Consider the following 16315-nt stretch of genomic DNA (forward strand, 5'->3'; position numbering starts at 1 on the left):
TCAGTGCTCCTCATCGATGGCGAGACGGTAGCCCCGCTTGACCACGGTGGCGACGATCTCCTTGTGGCCCAGGCCCGAGCGGAGTCGCGCGACCGCCGCTTCGACGGCGTGCGGATCGTCGCCGCCCAACGCGGCCAGCAGGTCGTCCCGGGAGACGACGGACCCCGGCTCGCGGGAGAGCAGGCGCAGCAGCACGATCGAGGTGGGCGTCAGCTCGCGCTCCTCACCGTCGACGACCGCGCCCCGGGCCCGCAGGCCGAGCCTGTGGCCCGCGACCGGGAGGTCGGGGCGGCGCGCGGGCAGGTCCTGCTCGACGAGCCGGGCCAGGGCTCCGAGGCGCATGCGTTCGGGGGTGACGGAGGCGATGCCGAGCCGGTCGAGCGGCGTCGCGGTCACCGGCCCGACGCAGTACGGCACGACCGGGCCGCTCAGGGCGCCGCGGATGGCCCCGTCGAGCCCGAGCTCGGCGGCGCGCTCGAGGACCGAGGCGGCGGCGGGCGCCGAGGTGAAGGTGACGGCGTCGACGGCGGACGTGGCGATCGCTTCGACGATCCGGTCGAGCCCGGTCAGATCGGCGGGCCGCTCCCAGCGGTACACGGGGACCTCGACGATCTCCGCGCCGAGCGCGCGCAGCCCGTCGAGCAGCCCGGGGTTCGGATCCCACTTCTCCGTGGCGCCGTGCAGCTGGACCGCGACCCGAAGGCCGGTGAGGTCGGCGCCCGAGAGGTGGCTGAGCACCTCCGCGGAGGACTCCGACTCGGGCGACCACTCCTCGCGCAGCCCCGCGGCCCGCAGCGCGCCCGTGGCCTTCGGCCCGCGGGAGATGACCCGGCCGGCGCCGAGCGCCGCGAGCAGGCGCTCCGCGACCCCCCAGCCCTCGGCGGCCTCGAGCCAGCCGCGGAAGCCGATGCCGGTGGTCGCGACCAGCAGGTCGGGCGGGGTCTCGAGCAGCTCCTCGGTCGCGGCGCGCAGCCGGTCGTCGTCCGAGAGCGGGACCATCGCGATCGCGGGCGCCGCGAGCACGGCGGCGCCGCGCCGCTCGAGCAGGGTGGCCAGCTCGTCGGCGCGGCGCGCGGCCGTGATGGCCACGGTGAATCCGAGAAGGGGGCGGGCCGGCGCCTCGGTCATCGGATCGGGCTCCTTCAGTGGGACGGTCATCGGGTGTCGGCGACGGTGAGGGCATCGTCGCGCGACGTGTGCTCCAGCGTCCCATGCCCGCGCGGCGCGGGCGTACGCACGTACACCTTCCAGGTGACCACGGCGGCGAGGACGTAGAAGGCGCCGAACACCCAGAACGCGATGGTCGCGGTGCCCGAGGACTGGTACGAAGCGCGCAGGACCAGGTTGATTCCGACGCCGCCGAGGCCGCCGATCGCGCCGGCGATGCCGATCACGGCGCCGGACATCGCGCGGGAGTAGTGCGTCCGCGTCGCCTCGTCGGCGTCGAGCGAGCGGGCCTTGGCCTCGAAGATGGACGGGATCATCTTGTACACGGACCCGTTGCCCAGGCCGCTGAGCAGGAACAGGGCGATGAAGCCGACGACGTAGGCGCCGAGCACCGCGCCCGACGGGGCTCCGGAGCCCGCGGTCGTGGCCGCCGCGATGAGCACGCCGCCGGCGGCGATCATCCCGGCGAAGACGTACAGGGTCACCCGGCCACCGCCGAGGCGGTCCGCGAGCTTGCCGCCGTACACCCGGGAGATCGAGCCCAGCAGCGGGCCGAGGAAGGCGATCTGCGCGGCGTGCAGCGAAGCCTGCGCGGCCGTCTCGCCGCCAGCCCGGAACGTCGCCTGCAGCACCTGTCCGAAGGCGAAGGAGAAGCCGATGAAGGAACCGAACGTGCCGATGTACAGCAGCGCGACGATCCAGGTGTCGCGGTCCTTGGTCGCGGCCCGCATCGCCGCGGTGTCGACAGTCGGGACCTGCAGGTTGTCCATGAACAGCGCAGCGCCGATGCCGGCCACCGCCAGCAGGACCAGGTAGACGGCACACACCCAGTAGGGCTCGCGGTTGCCGAAAGTCGCGATGACGAGGAGCCCCACGAGCTGCACCGCTGGGACGCCGATGTTGCCGCCGCCCGCGTTGAGCCCGAGCGCCCATCCCTTCAGCCGCTGCGGGAAGAAGGCGTTGATGTTGGTCATCGACGAAGCGAAGTTGCCGCCGCCGAAGCCGGTGAGCGCGGCGCACGCCAGGTAAACCCACAGGGGCTGTCCCGGGTTGGCGAGGATCACCATCGTGGCGATCACTGGGACCGCGAGGACGAAGGCACTGAAGATCGTCCAGTTTCTCCCGCCGAAACGGGCCGTGGCCAGCGTGTACGGGATCCGCAGGCAGGAACCGACCAGGGTGGCGGTCGCGCCGATGAGGAACTTGTCGGCCGTGCTCAGGCCGTAGACGTCCTGCGGCATGAACAGGACCATGACGGACCACAGTGACCAGACGGAGAAGCCCACGTGCTCCGCGATGACGGACCACAGGAGGTTCCGCTTCGCGACCTTCTCGCCGCCCGACTCCCACTGCTGACGGTTCTCCGGATCCCAGTCCGTGATCGTGTGTGATCGGCTCATGTCCAGACCTCCCGGTGCGTCGACGATCTCTCGCGTCGAAGGTAAGCAGGCGATGTTGCAGCGCCGGTTCCCGCGGTGTCCGCCCCGTGAACTCGACCTCACGCCACCGCACCGCCAGGTGTGAGGTCCGGCGCCCGGAGTGCGGGATAATCGCAGCGTGATTCCGGCGACCCTGATAGCAGCCGCGACCTTCCTTCTCTGGTGCCTGTTGTCCGGGCGCATGGACCGGTGGGGCGTCTCCGCGCCGCTGGTGATGGTGTTCGCGGGTGGCGTTGTCGGCGTCGGGGCGCATGGCGCGATCGCCGAAGCGTTGAACACCGGCGCGGCGCAGCGCGCCGCCGAGATCATCCTCGCGGTGCTGTTGTTCGTGGACGCCACGCACGTGCGCGGCTCGCTCCTGGGGCGGCACCCGCGGCTCGTCGTGCGATCGCTGCTCATCGGCCTTCCCGTGAGCCTGGCACTGACCGTTCTCATCGGCTGGCTGCTGCTCCCGCACCTCGGCTGGTCGGTGCTGGTCCTGATCGCCTGCGTCATCGCCCCGATCGACTTCGCCTCGGCACCGTCGCTCTTGCGGGATCGGCATGTGCCCGCCGGGTCCGCGACGTGCTGACCGTCGAGTCGGGCTACACCGACGGCCTCGTGACACCCCTGTTCCTGTTCGCGCTGTACTGGGCCGGCCCGGGTCACGGCGACGACGATCCCGCGCCCGCGCTCCTAGCCGCCGCACCGCAGGCGGCCATCGCGCTCGCGGTCGGCGCGGCGTTGGGTGCGATGATCTCGGTCGGCGTGCAGTACGCCGAGCGTGCAGGGCTCACCTCCGACAGCGGCCGCCGGCTCGCGATCGCCGCCACACCGCTCCTGACCTATGCGGCGGCGGTGGGCCTCGGCGGTAACGGCTTCGTCGCCGCATTCGTCTGCGGCATCGTCTACCGCCTGCGGCGCGGGACCTCGACGGTCGACGACGTCGGCCTCACCGACGACCTCGGTTTCCTCCTCACCGCTGCGATGTGGTTCGTCTTCGGGTCGGTCGCCGTCGTTGGATTGTTCGACGGGATCGCCTGGCAGACCGTCCTCTTCGTCGTGGCAACGCTGACGCTGTGCCGTGTCCTCCCGATCGGAGTCGCCATGGCGGGCGGCGGTCTGCCGCGGCGGGAGGTCCTCCAGCTGGGGTGGCTCCGGCCCCGCGGCACGTCGACGATCGTCTTCGCACTGATCGCGTTCAACACCCTGCCGGACGGCCGGGTCGCGGACCTGACCCTCGGCGTTGCCGTCCTCGTCGTGCTCGGCAGCATCGTCCTGCACACGGTCGGTGTCCCGGTGGCAGTCGCCGGCCATGACCGGCGCGCCCGCGGCCGGGCGTAAACCGCACCGGCTGACGCCGGGTACGCCCCTGGCCGTCGCGCGGCCGGATGCGACACCGCCGCTAGAAGTCCGGTGCGCCCACCGCCGCCGGTTCGCGGTGGGCCTCCTCGCCCTCCCCGAAGCCCTGGACGACGACGAGCCCGTCACCGCCCGGACCGACCGCCGCACCGCCGGGATCGCCGTCCGCGGCCGTCGCGGCGGCCGGGGCTGCGGTGACCGTCTCGAGCGGCGGCGAGGCGACCTCGCGGTACCGCTCCCCCGTGCCCACGTACTGGCTCGCGCACATCCGCAGGTTGAGACCGATCGCGTCGGCCTTGAGGTCCAGGGAGCTGTGCCGCTGCCCGTCCGCGCCGTCGAAGGTCTCGTGCTTGAGCTCACCGTGCACCATGACCGGCCGCCCCTTCGCGATCACGGCGCGCGCGTTGCGGGCCAGCGCGCCGAAGGCCTTGACGTTGAGCCAGACCGTGCTGGTCTGCTTCCACTCGCCGTTCTCGTCCAGGTAGCCGTTGTTGGCTGCCATCGTGAAGCTCAGGAAGTCGTGCCGCTGGTCTCGGGCCGACTCCCGGTAGGTCAGATCGTTCGTGACGTTCCCCGCTGCGAAAACAAGCACCCCGGGCATAGTCCCCTCCTCGTCGATTCGCGCGGCCGGCGGATCCCGGCCGTCGTCGACGAGTCTCGCGCGCGGGGCCCGCTCGGAACGGCGTCCCGGGCGGGCCCTGTGGAGGAAAAACGTTACGTACGCTTAGTTGTGGATGAAGGGCGCGTCCGCGGCATCCACGTCCGACCGCCGTGGCAGGTCACCGGGCTAGCCAACCCGCCGCGACGAAGCCGTCGAGGTACCGCTCGATCAGCGCACGATCGAGGTGCGGAAGGTCACCGTGACCGACGTTCTCGGAACGCACGGCCTCCCGGAACCGGTCCGCGGTGAGCGACGCTCCCGCGCCCACGGCGGCGGGCCGAGCGAAGGAGTGCAACAACGGGAGCACCGACCGGTGGCGGTCCTCCGCGGGCAGGGCGCGTAGCGCCGCCTCGAACCGCGCGAGCCACTCGGCGTAGTCCGCGATCCGCTCGACTGGGCGGTCCACGGCGATCCAGTCGACGAAGTCGTCGAGCCCCGCGCCGTCCTCGGCGACGTTGAGCACGTGGAACGTACGGAATCCGGTGCGGCCCGCGGCGCCGAGGCGGGTGATCGCCTCCGCGGTGAAGTCGACCGGCAGGCCGTCGTAGTGCGCGCGCGGCCCGCTCGGGTCGGCGGAGAACGACGCGGGGGCGAGGCCTGTCTCGGCGATGCTCAGCAGCAGCCGGGTGAACTGGTCCACGGGGTTGTACTGCCCGCGGAATCGGCTGTGCGCCAGGATCATGTTCGAGCGGAAGACCCGCACCGGCAGGTCCGCGAGGTCCGCGGCCTCGCGGAGCAGCACCTCGCCAGCCCACTTGCTCACCGCGTACCCGTTCGCGTAGGCCTCGGCACCGATCCGCCGCTCCGCACCCGCGACACGGACGTCGTCGTCCTCCACGAGCAGGCGGCCGTCGTCCTGCGGGACCACCGCCACCGTCGAGACGTAGTCGATCGATTTGCGGCGCACGGTGAGCGCGAGCCGGGCGATCTCCGCGGTTCCGACGACGTTCGGGCCGAACAGCTGGTCGTAAGGCAGCACGTGGTTGACCATCGCGCCGCAGTGCACCACGTGGTCCACGCGGTCGCTGAGGGCGTCCCAGGTCGCGGCCTCGAGCCCCAGCGACGGAGCGCCGAAGTCGCCGACGACCACGTCCAAGTGACGCTCGGCGAGCGCCTCGAACTCCGCAGTCAGCGCGGGATCGGAGGTCCCGATCGCTTCGGCGAGGCGCCGGCGCGCGTCATCGACGTCAGCGGCGCGGACCAGCGCGACGACGGTCCCGTCGTGCGGGGCGACCCGGCGCAACCAGTCGAGCAGCAGGAATCGACCGAGGTATCCGGTCGCGCCGGTGAGCAGCACCGTCGCGGGCTCGCCGTGCGGCGCGGGGAGCGACGGGGCCGCCGCCAGCAGCGCGGGGTCGATGAAGCGATCGAGTCGCAGGTCGGAGGCGTGAGCGACCTCGGCGTCGGAACCGTGGATCGACGCGGCGGTGGGGGCCTGAACGCCGCCCGCCCGGACTTCCTCGATATGGGCGATCACGCCGCGCAGCGTCGCGGTGGGACCGACGATCGCCTGCACCGGGACGGGCAGGTCGTAGACCCCTTCGAGCGTCGTCGCGAGCGAGAGCGCGGACAGGGAGTCGCCGCCCAGGTCGAGGAAACGGGTGTCCTCGTCGAGCTCCTCGGGCAGCACGCCGAGGGTCAGGGCCGCCGCCCGCACGACGGTCTCCGCTACGGAGCCGTCGGCGTCCAGGTCGCGCAGGCCCTCGCGTCGGCGTTCCTCGGCGGCGTCGTACAGCGCGGTCAACTCCGCGCCGTACCGGGCGATCAGAGCGGGACGGACGAGTTTGCCGATGCCCGATCGCAGTCCGTTCTCCTGGGAGAAGGGCTCGCGCTCGACGATCACGTCGCGGGGCAGCTCGTACGCGGCCAGGTCCTTCTCGCGGGCGATCGCCCCGAGGCCGTCGAGCACGCGACTGCGGGCGTCGGCGTCGGTCTCGCCGTCCGGGCCGGGCGCGGGGACCACGACGGCGAGGAGGTAAGAGCGCTCACTGGTGCCGTACAGGAAGATCTGGTGCACGTCGGGGCCGGCGGCGTACGTGGCCTCGAGCTGCGCGATCGGCACGAATTCGCCCTGCGCCAGCTTGATGACGTTGCTGCGGCGGTCGACGTACTCGAGGTGGTCGGGCGCGAGCTCCGCCATGACGTCGCCGGTGCGGTAGAAGCCCTCGTCATCGCGGATCCGCTTGTCGGAGTTGTAGTACCCCGGAATCAGTTGGGTCGACTTCACCAGGAGCTCGCCGCGCGGGTGCGGGGAGTCGGTGACGAAGTAGCCGAGCTCCGGCACGTCGATGAGCTTGTACTCGGTGACCGGCGGGCGGACGACCACGCCATCACGGATGACGCCGCCGGCTTCGGTGGAGCCGTAGCCGATCTGGATGTCGATACCCAGCAGCCATTCCATGAAGGCCTGCAGTTCGGCGGACAGCGCGGCGCTGCCGCACATGGCGGCCTGCAGGCGTCCGCCGAGGACCCGGTCCCGCAGCTCGACGCGCGCGGTTTCGGTGTCGGTCTCGGCCTCGACGGCGAGGAACCTCTGGTGGATCAGCTCGCACACCCGCGGGACGAGGCCGATCGCGGTGGGGCGCGCGGCGGCGAGGTCGTCGAACAGGGTCGACATGTCCGACGCGCCGGCGAAGTAGCCGGTGCCGCCGGAGGCGAGACCGGCGATCAGCCAGTTCCGGCCATACATGTGACTCATGGGCAGGAAGTGCAGCAGCGATTCGGACGGCAGGTCGATGTCGACGATGCTGTCCACCTTGAGCCAGGCATCGGAGACCAGTTGCTCGGTGTACATCGCGCCCTTCGGGGTGCCCGTGCTGCCCGAGGTGTAGATCAGCGTGACGAGGGGGTCGGTGCCCGGCTCGGGCGCGAAGAACTCGGGCGCGGGCAGGGCCTCGCCCGCGAGGACGTCGGCCTCGATGCCCTCGTAAGCGGCGTGCTCGCCGTCGAAGACGACGACGCGGGGCGTGGCGGAGGACTCGGCGAGGGCCTGCTCCGCGAGGCCCACCTGGTCGGCGCTGACCGCGAAGATCGTCGGCTGGGTCTCGTCGAGGATGGCGGCGATCCGGGCGGCCGGGGCGCCGGCCTGCAGCGGCACGTTCGGTGCGCCGAGCAGTGTCGTCGCCAGGTCGACGGTCACGAAGTCCGCGCTCGTGAAGCCGAGGATCGCCACGAAGTCCCCCGCTACCAGTTCGCCCTGCCAGGCGGCGGCCAGCGCCGTGACCCGGCGCCAGATCTCGCCGTAGGTCACGCTCGCGTAGGGGGCGCGGGGGCCGCCCGCGCGGGTCGCGAAGGCCGGACGGTCCGTGTACCGGGCGAAGATCCGGGCGATCACCTGGGGAAGTCGCTCGGCCTGCGCACCGGCCGGGCCGGCCGCCGCTGCGCCACCAGTACCGGGGTCGCCGCCCTGCATCGTCTCGATCGACATCCAACACACCTCATTTCACTACGGAACTCTAACTAACTCTTTCCCAGCTTAGCTACTGATCGGTAGGTGTGCACGTTCGACGCATCGCGAGTCGAAACCTGGCCGCCGCGACCGCGTGGTGATGAACTGGCGCTTCGTATCCCCGCTCCCCCAACGGAAGGCCGACGTGAGCTCGCGCACACCTCTCCACCTGCACTGGTTCCTGCCCACGTACGGCGACTCGCGGAACCTCATGGCGGGCGGTCACGGCAGCGGCATGAGCGGTGATCGCCCCGCGAACCTGCACTACCTCAAGCAACTCGCCCTCGCCGCCGAGGCGAACGAGTTCGAGGCCGTGCTCATCCCCACCGGCCTGTGGTGCGAGGACTCCTGGCTCACCGCCGCGCTTCTGACCGAGTCCACGGACAAGCTCAAGTTCCTGGTGGCACTGCGCCCGGGCCTGGTCAGCCCCCTCCTCTCGGCGCAGATGGCGAGCACTCTGCAGTGGCAGTCCGGCGGCCGGGTCCTGCTCAATGTGGTGACCGGCGGCGAGTCGTCCGAGCAGCGCGCCTTCGGCGACACGCTCAGCAAGGACGAGCGCTACGCCCGGTGCGGCGAGTTCCTCGACATCACCAAGCAGCTGTGGACCTCGTCCGAGCCGGTGAACGTCGCCGGGAAGTACGTCTCCGCCGAGAACGCGCTCCTCGCCCGCCGTCCCGATCCGGCCCCGCCGATCTTCTTCGGCGGCAGCTCGCCCGCCGCGGGCGACGTCGCCGCGAAACACGCCGACACCTACCTCACCTGGGGCGAGCCGCCCGCGCAGGTGAAGAAGAAGCTGGACTGGATCCGCGGACTCGCCGCCGAACAGGGCCGCGAGCTGACCTACGGCATCCGCCTGCACGTGATCTCCCGCGACACCAGCGAAGAGGCGTGGGCCGAGGCCAACCGGCTGCTGGGCAACCTCGACCCCGCGGCGGTGCGCGCCGCACAGGCCAACCTGGCCAGGAGCGAGTCCGAGGGACAGCGCCTCATGCGCGAGCTGCACGGCGGCGGTGCGGCCTTCGACGAGGCCGCAGACGCCCGCTCGCTCCAGGTGTACCCGGGCCTGTGGACCGGCGTCGGCCTGGTGCGCGGCGGCGCGGGCACGGCGCTCGTCGGCTCCCACGACGAGGTCGCAGATCTCATCGCCGAGTACGCGGCGCTGGGCCTCGACCACTTCATCCTCTCCGGGTACCCGCACCTGGAGGAGGCCTACCACTTCGGCGAGGGCGTGCGCCCCCGCCTCGCGGCGCGCGGATTGCTCGACGCCTCCGGCGCACCGTCGGAGCCCGTGCGCGGCGCTTTCCTGCCCGACCTCTCCCCCACCTCCTAGCCGCGAAGGACCGCACGGATGACGACCGAGAAGATCGCTGACGAGATCAAGTTCGCCTATTGGGTGCCGAACGTCTCGGGAGGCCTGGTGACCAGCGACATCGAGCAGCGCACCAGCTGGGACTTCGAGTACAACAAGAAGCTGGCGCAAACGGCCGAGCGCGTGGGCTTCGAGTACGCCCTCTCGCAGGTGCGGTACATGGCCAGCTACGGCGCCGAGTACCAGCACGAGTCCACCTCGTTCAGCCTCGCACTCCTCGGTGCGACCGAGAAGCTCAAGGTGATCGCGGCCGTACACCCCGGTCTGTGGCACCCCGCGGTGCTGGCGAAGTTCGGCGCCACCGCCGACCACCTGTCGAACGGGCGCTTCGCGATCAACGTGGTCTCGGGCTGGTTCGCGGGCGAGTTCAAGGCGCTCGGCGAGCCCTGGCTCGAGCACGACGAGCGCTACCGCCGCAGCGCGGAGTTCCTCGAGGTGATCCGGAAGATCTGGACCGAGGACGACGTGAACTTCGGCGGCGACTTCTACCGCATCCGCGACTTCACGCTCAAGCCGAAGCCGCTCAACACCGCGGAGCGCCCCAACCCGGAACTCTTCCAGGGCGGCAACTCCTCCGCTGCGCGCATCAACGGAGGCAAGTACGCCGACTGGTACTTCTCCAACGGAAAGGACTTCGACGGCGTCACCGATCAGCTCGACGACCTGCGCCGCATTGCCCGGGAGGCGCAGCGCGAGGTGAAGTTCGGCCTGAACGGCTTCATCATCGCCCGCGACACCGAGAAGGAGGCGCGGGACACCTTGCGCGAGATCGTCGAGAAGGCCAACAAGCCGGCGGTCGAGGGCTTCCGCGACGCCGTGCAACAGGCAGGCAAGTCCACCTCGGACGGCCGCGGCATGTGGGCGGACTCCAGCTTCGAGGACCTGGTCCAGTACAACGACGGCTTCCGGACGCAGCTCATCGGCACGCCCGAGCAGGTCGCGGAGCGGATCGTCGCCTACAAGGAGCTCGGCGTCGACCTCATCCTGGGCGGCTTCCTGCACTTCCAGGAGGAGATCGAGTACTTCGGCGAGAAGGTGCTACCGCTGGTCCGCGAGATCGAGGCGAGCCGCGCCGGGGCACTGGTGTGACCCTCGCGGCCGCGATCGACTCCGCCGAGGCCGCCGTCACCGCGGCGCGTGAGCTCGCGGCGCGGCTCGCCGACGGTGCCGGCGAACGCGACCGGGAGCGGCGCTTGCCACACGCCGAGGTCGAATACCTCTCCGACGCCGGCCTGTTCGCGCTGACGGTGCCCGCCCGCTTCGGCGGCCCGGACCTGCCGCCGTCCGTCGTCGCCGAGGTCTTCCGGACCCTCGCGACCGTCGACGGCTCGCTCGCGCAGATCCCGCACAGCCACTACGTGTATCTCACCGCCCTGCGTCTGGCGGGCCCGGAGGAACTGCAGCGCAGGATCTTCGAGCAGGTGCTCGACGGGGCCCGGGTCGCGAACGCGCAGTCGGAGCGGGGCGGGAGGACCGTCGCCGACGTGGCCACCACGCTCACCCGAACCCCCGACGGCGCGCACCTCGACGGTGAGAAGTTCTACTGCACGGGTTCGCCCTACGCACACCTCCTCGCGGTGCTCGCTCGGGACACCGAATCCGGCGAGCACGTCATCGCCTTCGTCCCGGCGGATACCCCAGGTATCGCCATCGCCGACGATTGGAACGGCCTGGGCCAGCGGACCACCGGCAGCGGCACTGTCCGCTTCAATGACGTGGCCGTGCCGCTCGACGCCGTCGTCGCCCGTTCCTCCGCAGTCGCGGAGCCCACCGGCTACGGCGCGTTCGCACAGCTGTTGCACGTCGCGATCGACGCCGGGATAGCGCGGGGATCGCTCGAGGTCGCGGCCGAGTTCGTCCGGACGAAGTCCCGGCCCTGGTTCGAGGCCGGCGTCGATCGGGCGCAGGACGATCCGCTCGTGATCCAGCGTTTCGGCGAGCTGACTGTGACGGTCCGCGCCGCGGAGGCAGCACTCGTCGTCGCTGCACAGGCGGTGGACGCAACCTTCGACGCTCCCGGCCCGGACACCGCCGCCGAGGCCTCCCTCGCCGTCGCCACCGCGAAGGTGCTCGCAGACCGGGCGGCGACCGAGGTACCGTCCGCCCTGTTCGAGGTGTCGGGCACCCGAAGCGCCGGGGGCGACTCGGGGCTCGATCGGTACTGGCGGGACGCGCGCACGCACACCCTGCACGACCCGGTGCGCTACAAGGTCAACCACCTAGGCCGATTTACTCTGAACGAGGAGCGGCCGCCGCTGCACGGCGTCATCTGAGCCCCGGAATAGAATCGGACCCCAGTCCGTTTTCATCGGTACTATGACTGACATGAAGATTCCCGAGTTCGGCGTGGACACGTTCGGCGGCGTCACGAAGGACGCCCACGGCGAGCCGCTGCCCCATCCCCAGGTGATCCGCGACCTCGTCGAGGAGGCCGTCGCCGCCGACGGCGCGGGCCTCGACTTCTTCGGCGTCGGCGAGCACCACCGCGCGGACTTCGCCGTCTCCAGCCCCGAGATGGTGCTCGCGGCGATCGCGGCGCGTACCCAGTCCATCCGCCTCGGATCCACCGTCACGGTGCTGAGCTCAGACGACCCGGTGCGGGTCTTCGAGCGCTTCGCCACCCTGGACGCCGTCTCGAACGGCCGGGCGGAGATCGTCGCCGGGCGGGGCTCGTTCACCGAGTCCTTCCCCCTGTTCGGCTACGACCTGCAGGACTACGAGGTGCTGTTCGAGGAGAAGCTCGAGCTCCTCGCCGCGCTGCTCACCGAGGAACCGGTCACCTGGTCGGGCACCACGCGCGCAGCCCTGTCCGAGCAGCGCGTGTTCCCCACCACCGCGGACGGCCTCCGCGCCTGGGTGGGCGTCGGCGGCAGCCCCGAATCCGTCGTCCGCACCGCCCGATACGGTTTCGGTCTCTTCCTGGCGATCATCGGCGGTCCAGCGGAACGCTTCGCGGCCTACACCGACCTGTTCCGACGGGCCGAGAACGAGTTCGGCAGCTCGCCGCAGCCGATCGCCGTCCACTCCCCCGGCCTGGTCGCCGAAACCGACGAGCAGGCCCGCGCTCTCGTCCACGACGGCTGGCTGCGGATGCGACAGCGCATGGTCGCCGAGCGGGGCTGGCCTCCGCCCGCACTGGGCGACTTCGAGCACGAGGTCGAGACCGGTTCGCTGTACGTGGGCTCACCGGAGACGGTCGCGCGCCGGATCGCGGCGACGGTCCGCGCGCTCGGCGTCGACCGCTTCGACCTCAAGTACGACCAGCCCGTGACCCACGCCGACCTGATGCGGTCGATCACCCTGTACGGCGAGCAGGTCGTCCCCATGGTCAAGGACATGCTCAGCGAGTGACGAGGAGAGCGGCGACCGGTCCGCGGTACCCCGCTCCAGCCACTCCCCGGTCAGTGCCGGATCCCACTCTGACAGCCGCCGATGACCTATCGCAAAGCCCTTTTCGCCGTGGGCGCAATCCAGCCAGCGGCGAGCACGGGCGAGCGCACATATCCTGGTCGGGTGCCCCCACCTCGCGCTCTGCGCGGCGCCGCCGCGCGCCCCCTCGTCACCGGTGCGGCGCTGGCCGCCGTCGTGATCATCCTCGCCGCGTTCGCCGCGTGCGGCCTCGGCGGGCGGAGCGCACCGTCGTTCCAGCGCACCGACCAGGCGATCGACGGAGCCGGAGTCCAGCTCGACACCTCGTTCTTCCGGCCCGACGGTGCCGGGCCGGCCCCCGCGGTGCTCCTCGCACACGGCTTCGGCGGCTCGAAGGACGACGTTCGCGCCGAGGCCGAGCAACTGGCGGGCCGGGGTTACGCGGTGCTGACCTACACCGCGCGCGGCTTCGGGAAGTCGACGGGCCTCGTCGGCCTCGACTCCCCCGACGCCGAGGTCGCGGACGCGCGCAAGCTCCTCGACTGGCTCGCCGCGCGCTCCGACGTGCAGCAGGACCGGCCCGGTGATCCCCGGGTCGGCGTCGCCGGCGGCAGCTACGGCGGCGCCCTGGCGCTCCTGCTCGCCGGACACGACAAACGCGTCGACGCCATAGCCCCGCGGATCACCTACTGGGACTTGGAGCAGGCCCTGTTCCCCGGCGGCGTCTACAAGAAGCAGTGGGCGGGCATCCTGTTCACGATGGGCGGCGGCTGCGCGCGCTTCGAGCCGGCCGTCTGCGAGATGTACACACGGATCGCGCAGGGCGGCACGCTCACCGATACCGACAGGGCGTTGCTCGCGGCGCGGAGCCCCGCCTCGGTGGGCGCGGAGATCCGCGTCCCCACGTACCTCGCGCAAGGCGAGCTCGACTCGTTGTTCCCGCTCGATCACGCCGATGCCGCCGCACAGCGCATCGCGGCGAACGGCGCGCCTGTCGCGGTGGACTGGATCGCCGGCGGCCACGACGCCGGCAGCGCCGAGGACGCCCGGGTGAACGCCCGCACGGCGGAGTGGTTCGACCGCTACCTCAAGAACGAGGACGCCCCGGCGGTGCCCGCCTTCCAGGTCTCCCGTTCCGGCGGCGTCGACCGCGAGACAGGCGAGCGCACCGTCCGCGCGTCGAGCACCGACGCCTACCCCGGGCTCGCCGGGACCATCACGCGCGCAATCGCCCTGCCCGGCGAGCCGCAGCGGGCGGAGAATCCCGCGGGCGGTGCGCCACCGTCGATCTCGGGGGTGCCCGGCCTCGGCGGCCTGGCCTCGTCCGCGGCGGCGCTCGGTTCCTTCGGGCTCTCGCGCGACCTTCCGGCGCAGGCCGCGATCGTCGACTCGGAACCGCTGAGCGGACCGGTCACGGTGACCGGCGCCCCGACGGTGTCGATCAAGGTCGACTCCACCGCGTCCGACGCGGTGCTCTTCGCGAAGCTCTACGACGTGGGCCCCGAGGGCACACAGATCCTGCCGCAGCAGCTCGCCGCGCCGATCCGCATCCCGATCACCGCGGGCACAGCGACGGCGGCGGTCCGGCTGCCCGTCATCGACCACGAGTTCGCCGCCGGGCATCGCATGCGGCTCGCCCTCGCGACCACCGACCTCGCCTACCTCTCGCCGTCCGCGCCTGCGACGCACACGATCACGGTGACGAGCCCCCTGACGGTGCCTGAGGTGCCGGCGTTGAAGACCGCGCCGGCGCCCCTGCCAACGTGGGTGTGGGTGCTGCCGCTCGTCGCGCTCGCGATCGCGGCGGCGCTGCTCCTCGTACGCCGCCCGCGCCCGGCGCCGCCCGCCGACCCGGAGCTGGCCGACATCGCGCTGCAGGTGACCGGGCTGTCCAAGAAGTACGCGGGCGGCGACGGCTACAGCGTGCGCGACGTGACCTTCCGAGTGGAGCGCGGCCAGATCCTCGGCCTGCTCGGCCCGAACGGCGCCGGCAAGACCACCACGCTGCGCATGTTGATGGGCCTCATCACGCCGGACGAGGGCGGCATCCGGGTCTTCGGGCACGAGATCCGGCCCGGCGCACCGGTACTCTCCCGCGTCGGCGCCTTCGTCGAGGGCGCGGGCTTCCTGCCGCATCTGTCGGGTCGGGCGAACCTGGACCTGTACTGGCGGGCCACCGGCCGCCCGACCGACGAAGCACACCTCGAGGAGGCCCTGGAGATCGCGGACCTCGGGAACGCGCTGGAGCGCCCGGTGCGCACCTACTCGCAGGGCATGCGGCAGCGGCTCGCGATCGCCCAGGCGATGCTCGGCCTGCCGGACGTGCTGGTCCTCGATGAGCCGACGAACGGTCTCGACCCCTCGCAGATCCGCGAGATGCGGGACGCGATCGTCCGCTACGGCGCGACCGGCCGCACCGTGATCGTCTCCAGCCACCTGCTGGCGGAGGTCGAGCAGACCTGCACGCACGTCGTGGTGCTGCGCCGCGGCGAGCTCATCGCCGCCGGCACCGTCGACGAGATCGTGCAGGCCGGCGAGGGCCGCGGGTCCCGCACCCTCGAAGACGCGTTCCTCCAGCTGACGGGAGACGGAGCATGACCACCACGAAGGACTCCGCGGCCGGCCGCGACTCGACGCACGGCGCCGCACGGGAGTACGCGCCCCGGCACACCCTGACAGTGCGCGTGGAACTCGCCCGCCAGCTGAAGCGCCGTCGCACCCTCGTGATGGCGGCCCTGCTCGCGGCGCTGCCGATCGTGCTCATCATCGCCCTCGCCGTGGGCACCGACGATTCGGGGCGCGGCAACGGACGGCCGTCGATGTTCGACGTCGCCACCGCCTCCGGGCTGAATCTCACCGCCACCGTCCTCATCGCAGGCACCGGCTTCCTGCTGGTGATCCCCGTCGCGCTGTACTTCGGCGACGCGGTCGCCTCGGAGGCGGACTGGTCGTCGCTGCGCTACCTCCTGGCCGCGCCCGTCCCGCGGACGCGGCTGCTGGTGACGAAGGCGATCGTCGCACTGATCCTGTCCGTCGCCTCGGTGGCCCTGCTCACCGCGGTCGCGCTGATCGCGGGCACCCTCGCCTACGGCTGGGGCCCGCTGCAGACGCCGGCGAACACCGCGATTCCGGCGGCTGACGGCCTGTGGCGGCTGATCCTCGCGGCCGGCTTCATCATCGTCTCCGAACTGGCTACCGCCGGCCTCGCCCTATGGCTCTCGACCCGCACCGATGCGCCGCTCGCGGCGGTCGGCGGGGCCGTGGGGCTCACGGTGATCGGTAGCGTCCTCGACCAGGTCACCGCTCTCGGCGGCCTCCGCGCCGCGCTGCCGGCGCACTGGCAATACGCATGGACCGACCTGCTGCAGCCGAGCATCGAGTGGGCGGCGATGGCTCAGGGGGCCTCGTTGTCGGTGAGCATCGCCGTCGTCCTGTTCGCCCTCGCCGTGCGCGGCTTCCGGACGAAGGACGTGGTCAGCTGACCGACGAGGAACTCCGCGGTGATCGCCGCGGACCGGGGG

General features: G+C 71.7%; 12 protein-coding genes. 8 read left to right on the forward strand and 4 right to left on the reverse strand.

Annotation, left to right across the window (positions count from 1 at the left end; genetic code table 11):
• Both HNP44_RS10730 and HNP44_RS10735 read right to left on the reverse strand, forming a co-directional pair.
• Positions 1-1158: a uroporphyrinogen-III synthase gene (locus HNP44_RS10730; RefSeq protein WP_259139667.1), complete on the reverse strand. Its 1158-nt coding sequence runs from the start codon at positions 1156-1158 to the stop codon at positions 1-3.
• Complete coding sequence (locus tag HNP44_RS10735; RefSeq protein WP_259139665.1) at positions 1155-2567, reverse strand: nitrate/nitrite transporter; 1413 nt, start codon at positions 2565-2567, stop codon at positions 1155-1157. The genes HNP44_RS10730 and HNP44_RS10735 overlap by 4 nt, the downstream gene beginning before the upstream one ends.
• A gap of 157 nt (positions 2568-2724) precedes the next feature.
• Between HNP44_RS10735 and HNP44_RS10740 the strand changes: the two genes are divergently transcribed.
• Positions 2725-3177: a cation:proton antiporter gene (locus tag HNP44_RS10740; RefSeq protein WP_259139663.1), complete on the forward strand. Its 453-nt coding sequence runs from the start codon at positions 2725-2727 to the stop codon at positions 3175-3177.
• Positions 3171-3929, forward strand: coding sequence for a cation:proton antiporter domain-containing protein (locus HNP44_RS10745; RefSeq protein WP_259139661.1), 759 nt, complete (start codon positions 3171-3173; stop codon positions 3927-3929). Before HNP44_RS10740 ends, HNP44_RS10745 begins: the two co-directional genes overlap by 7 nt.
• 61 nt (positions 3930-3990) lie before the next feature.
• Here HNP44_RS10745 and HNP44_RS10750 read toward each other — a convergent pair whose 3' ends face one another.
• Together HNP44_RS10750 and car are read right to left on the reverse strand one after the other, a co-directional pair.
• The gene (locus HNP44_RS10750; protein WP_259172092.1) at positions 3991-4548 is read right to left on the reverse strand and encodes a single-stranded DNA-binding protein; all 558 of its coding nucleotides are present in this window, start codon (positions 4546-4548) and stop codon (positions 3991-3993) included.
• Between the two features lie 178 nt (positions 4549-4726).
• Positions 4727-8035, reverse strand: coding sequence for a carboxylic acid reductase (gene car, locus HNP44_RS10755; protein WP_259139658.1), 3309 nt, complete (start codon positions 8033-8035; stop codon positions 4727-4729).
• Between the two features lie 232 nt (positions 8036-8267).
• On the opposite strand from car, the gene HNP44_RS10760 reads away from it, so the two are divergent.
• The 6 genes from HNP44_RS10760 (at position 8268) to HNP44_RS10785 (ending at position 16276) form a co-directional block, all read left to right on the forward strand.
• Positions 8268-9386: an LLM class flavin-dependent oxidoreductase gene (locus tag HNP44_RS10760; RefSeq protein ID WP_259140253.1), complete on the forward strand. Its 1119-nt coding sequence runs from the start codon at positions 8268-8270 to the stop codon at positions 9384-9386.
• Positions 9387-9404: 18 nt separating this feature from the next.
• Positions 9405-10514 carry a dimethylsulfone monooxygenase SfnG gene (gene sfnG / locus HNP44_RS10765; RefSeq protein ID WP_259139657.1) on the forward strand — a complete coding sequence of 370 codons (1110 nt, stop codon included), beginning with the start codon at positions 9405-9407 and terminating at the stop codon, positions 10512-10514.
• On the forward strand, positions 10511-11698 hold the full coding sequence (locus HNP44_RS10770; protein ID WP_259139656.1) for an SfnB family sulfur acquisition oxidoreductase: 1188 nt from the start codon (positions 10511-10513) through the stop codon (positions 11696-11698). Before sfnG ends, HNP44_RS10770 begins: the two co-directional genes overlap by 4 nt.
• A 43-nt stretch (positions 11699-11741) precedes the next feature.
• Positions 11742-12776: an Atu2307/SP_0267 family LLM class monooxygenase gene (locus HNP44_RS10775; RefSeq protein WP_374758765.1), complete on the forward strand. Its 1035-nt coding sequence runs from the start codon at positions 11742-11744 to the stop codon at positions 12774-12776.
• 162 nt (positions 12777-12938) lie between these two features.
• Positions 12939-15392, forward strand: coding sequence for an alpha/beta fold hydrolase (locus HNP44_RS10780; RefSeq protein WP_259139653.1), 2454 nt, complete (start codon positions 12939-12941; stop codon positions 15390-15392).
• The gene (locus HNP44_RS10785; protein ID WP_259139651.1) at positions 15389-16276 is read left to right on the forward strand and encodes an ABC transporter permease; all 888 of its coding nucleotides are present in this window, start codon (positions 15389-15391) and stop codon (positions 16274-16276) included. The genes HNP44_RS10780 and HNP44_RS10785 overlap by 4 nt, the downstream gene beginning before the upstream one ends.
• Positions 16277-16315: the final 39 nt, after the last annotated feature.

The organism is Tsukamurella ocularis (assembly GCF_024807615.1).
GTDB lineage: Bacteria > Actinomycetota > Actinomycetes > Mycobacteriales > Mycobacteriaceae > Tsukamurella > Tsukamurella ocularis.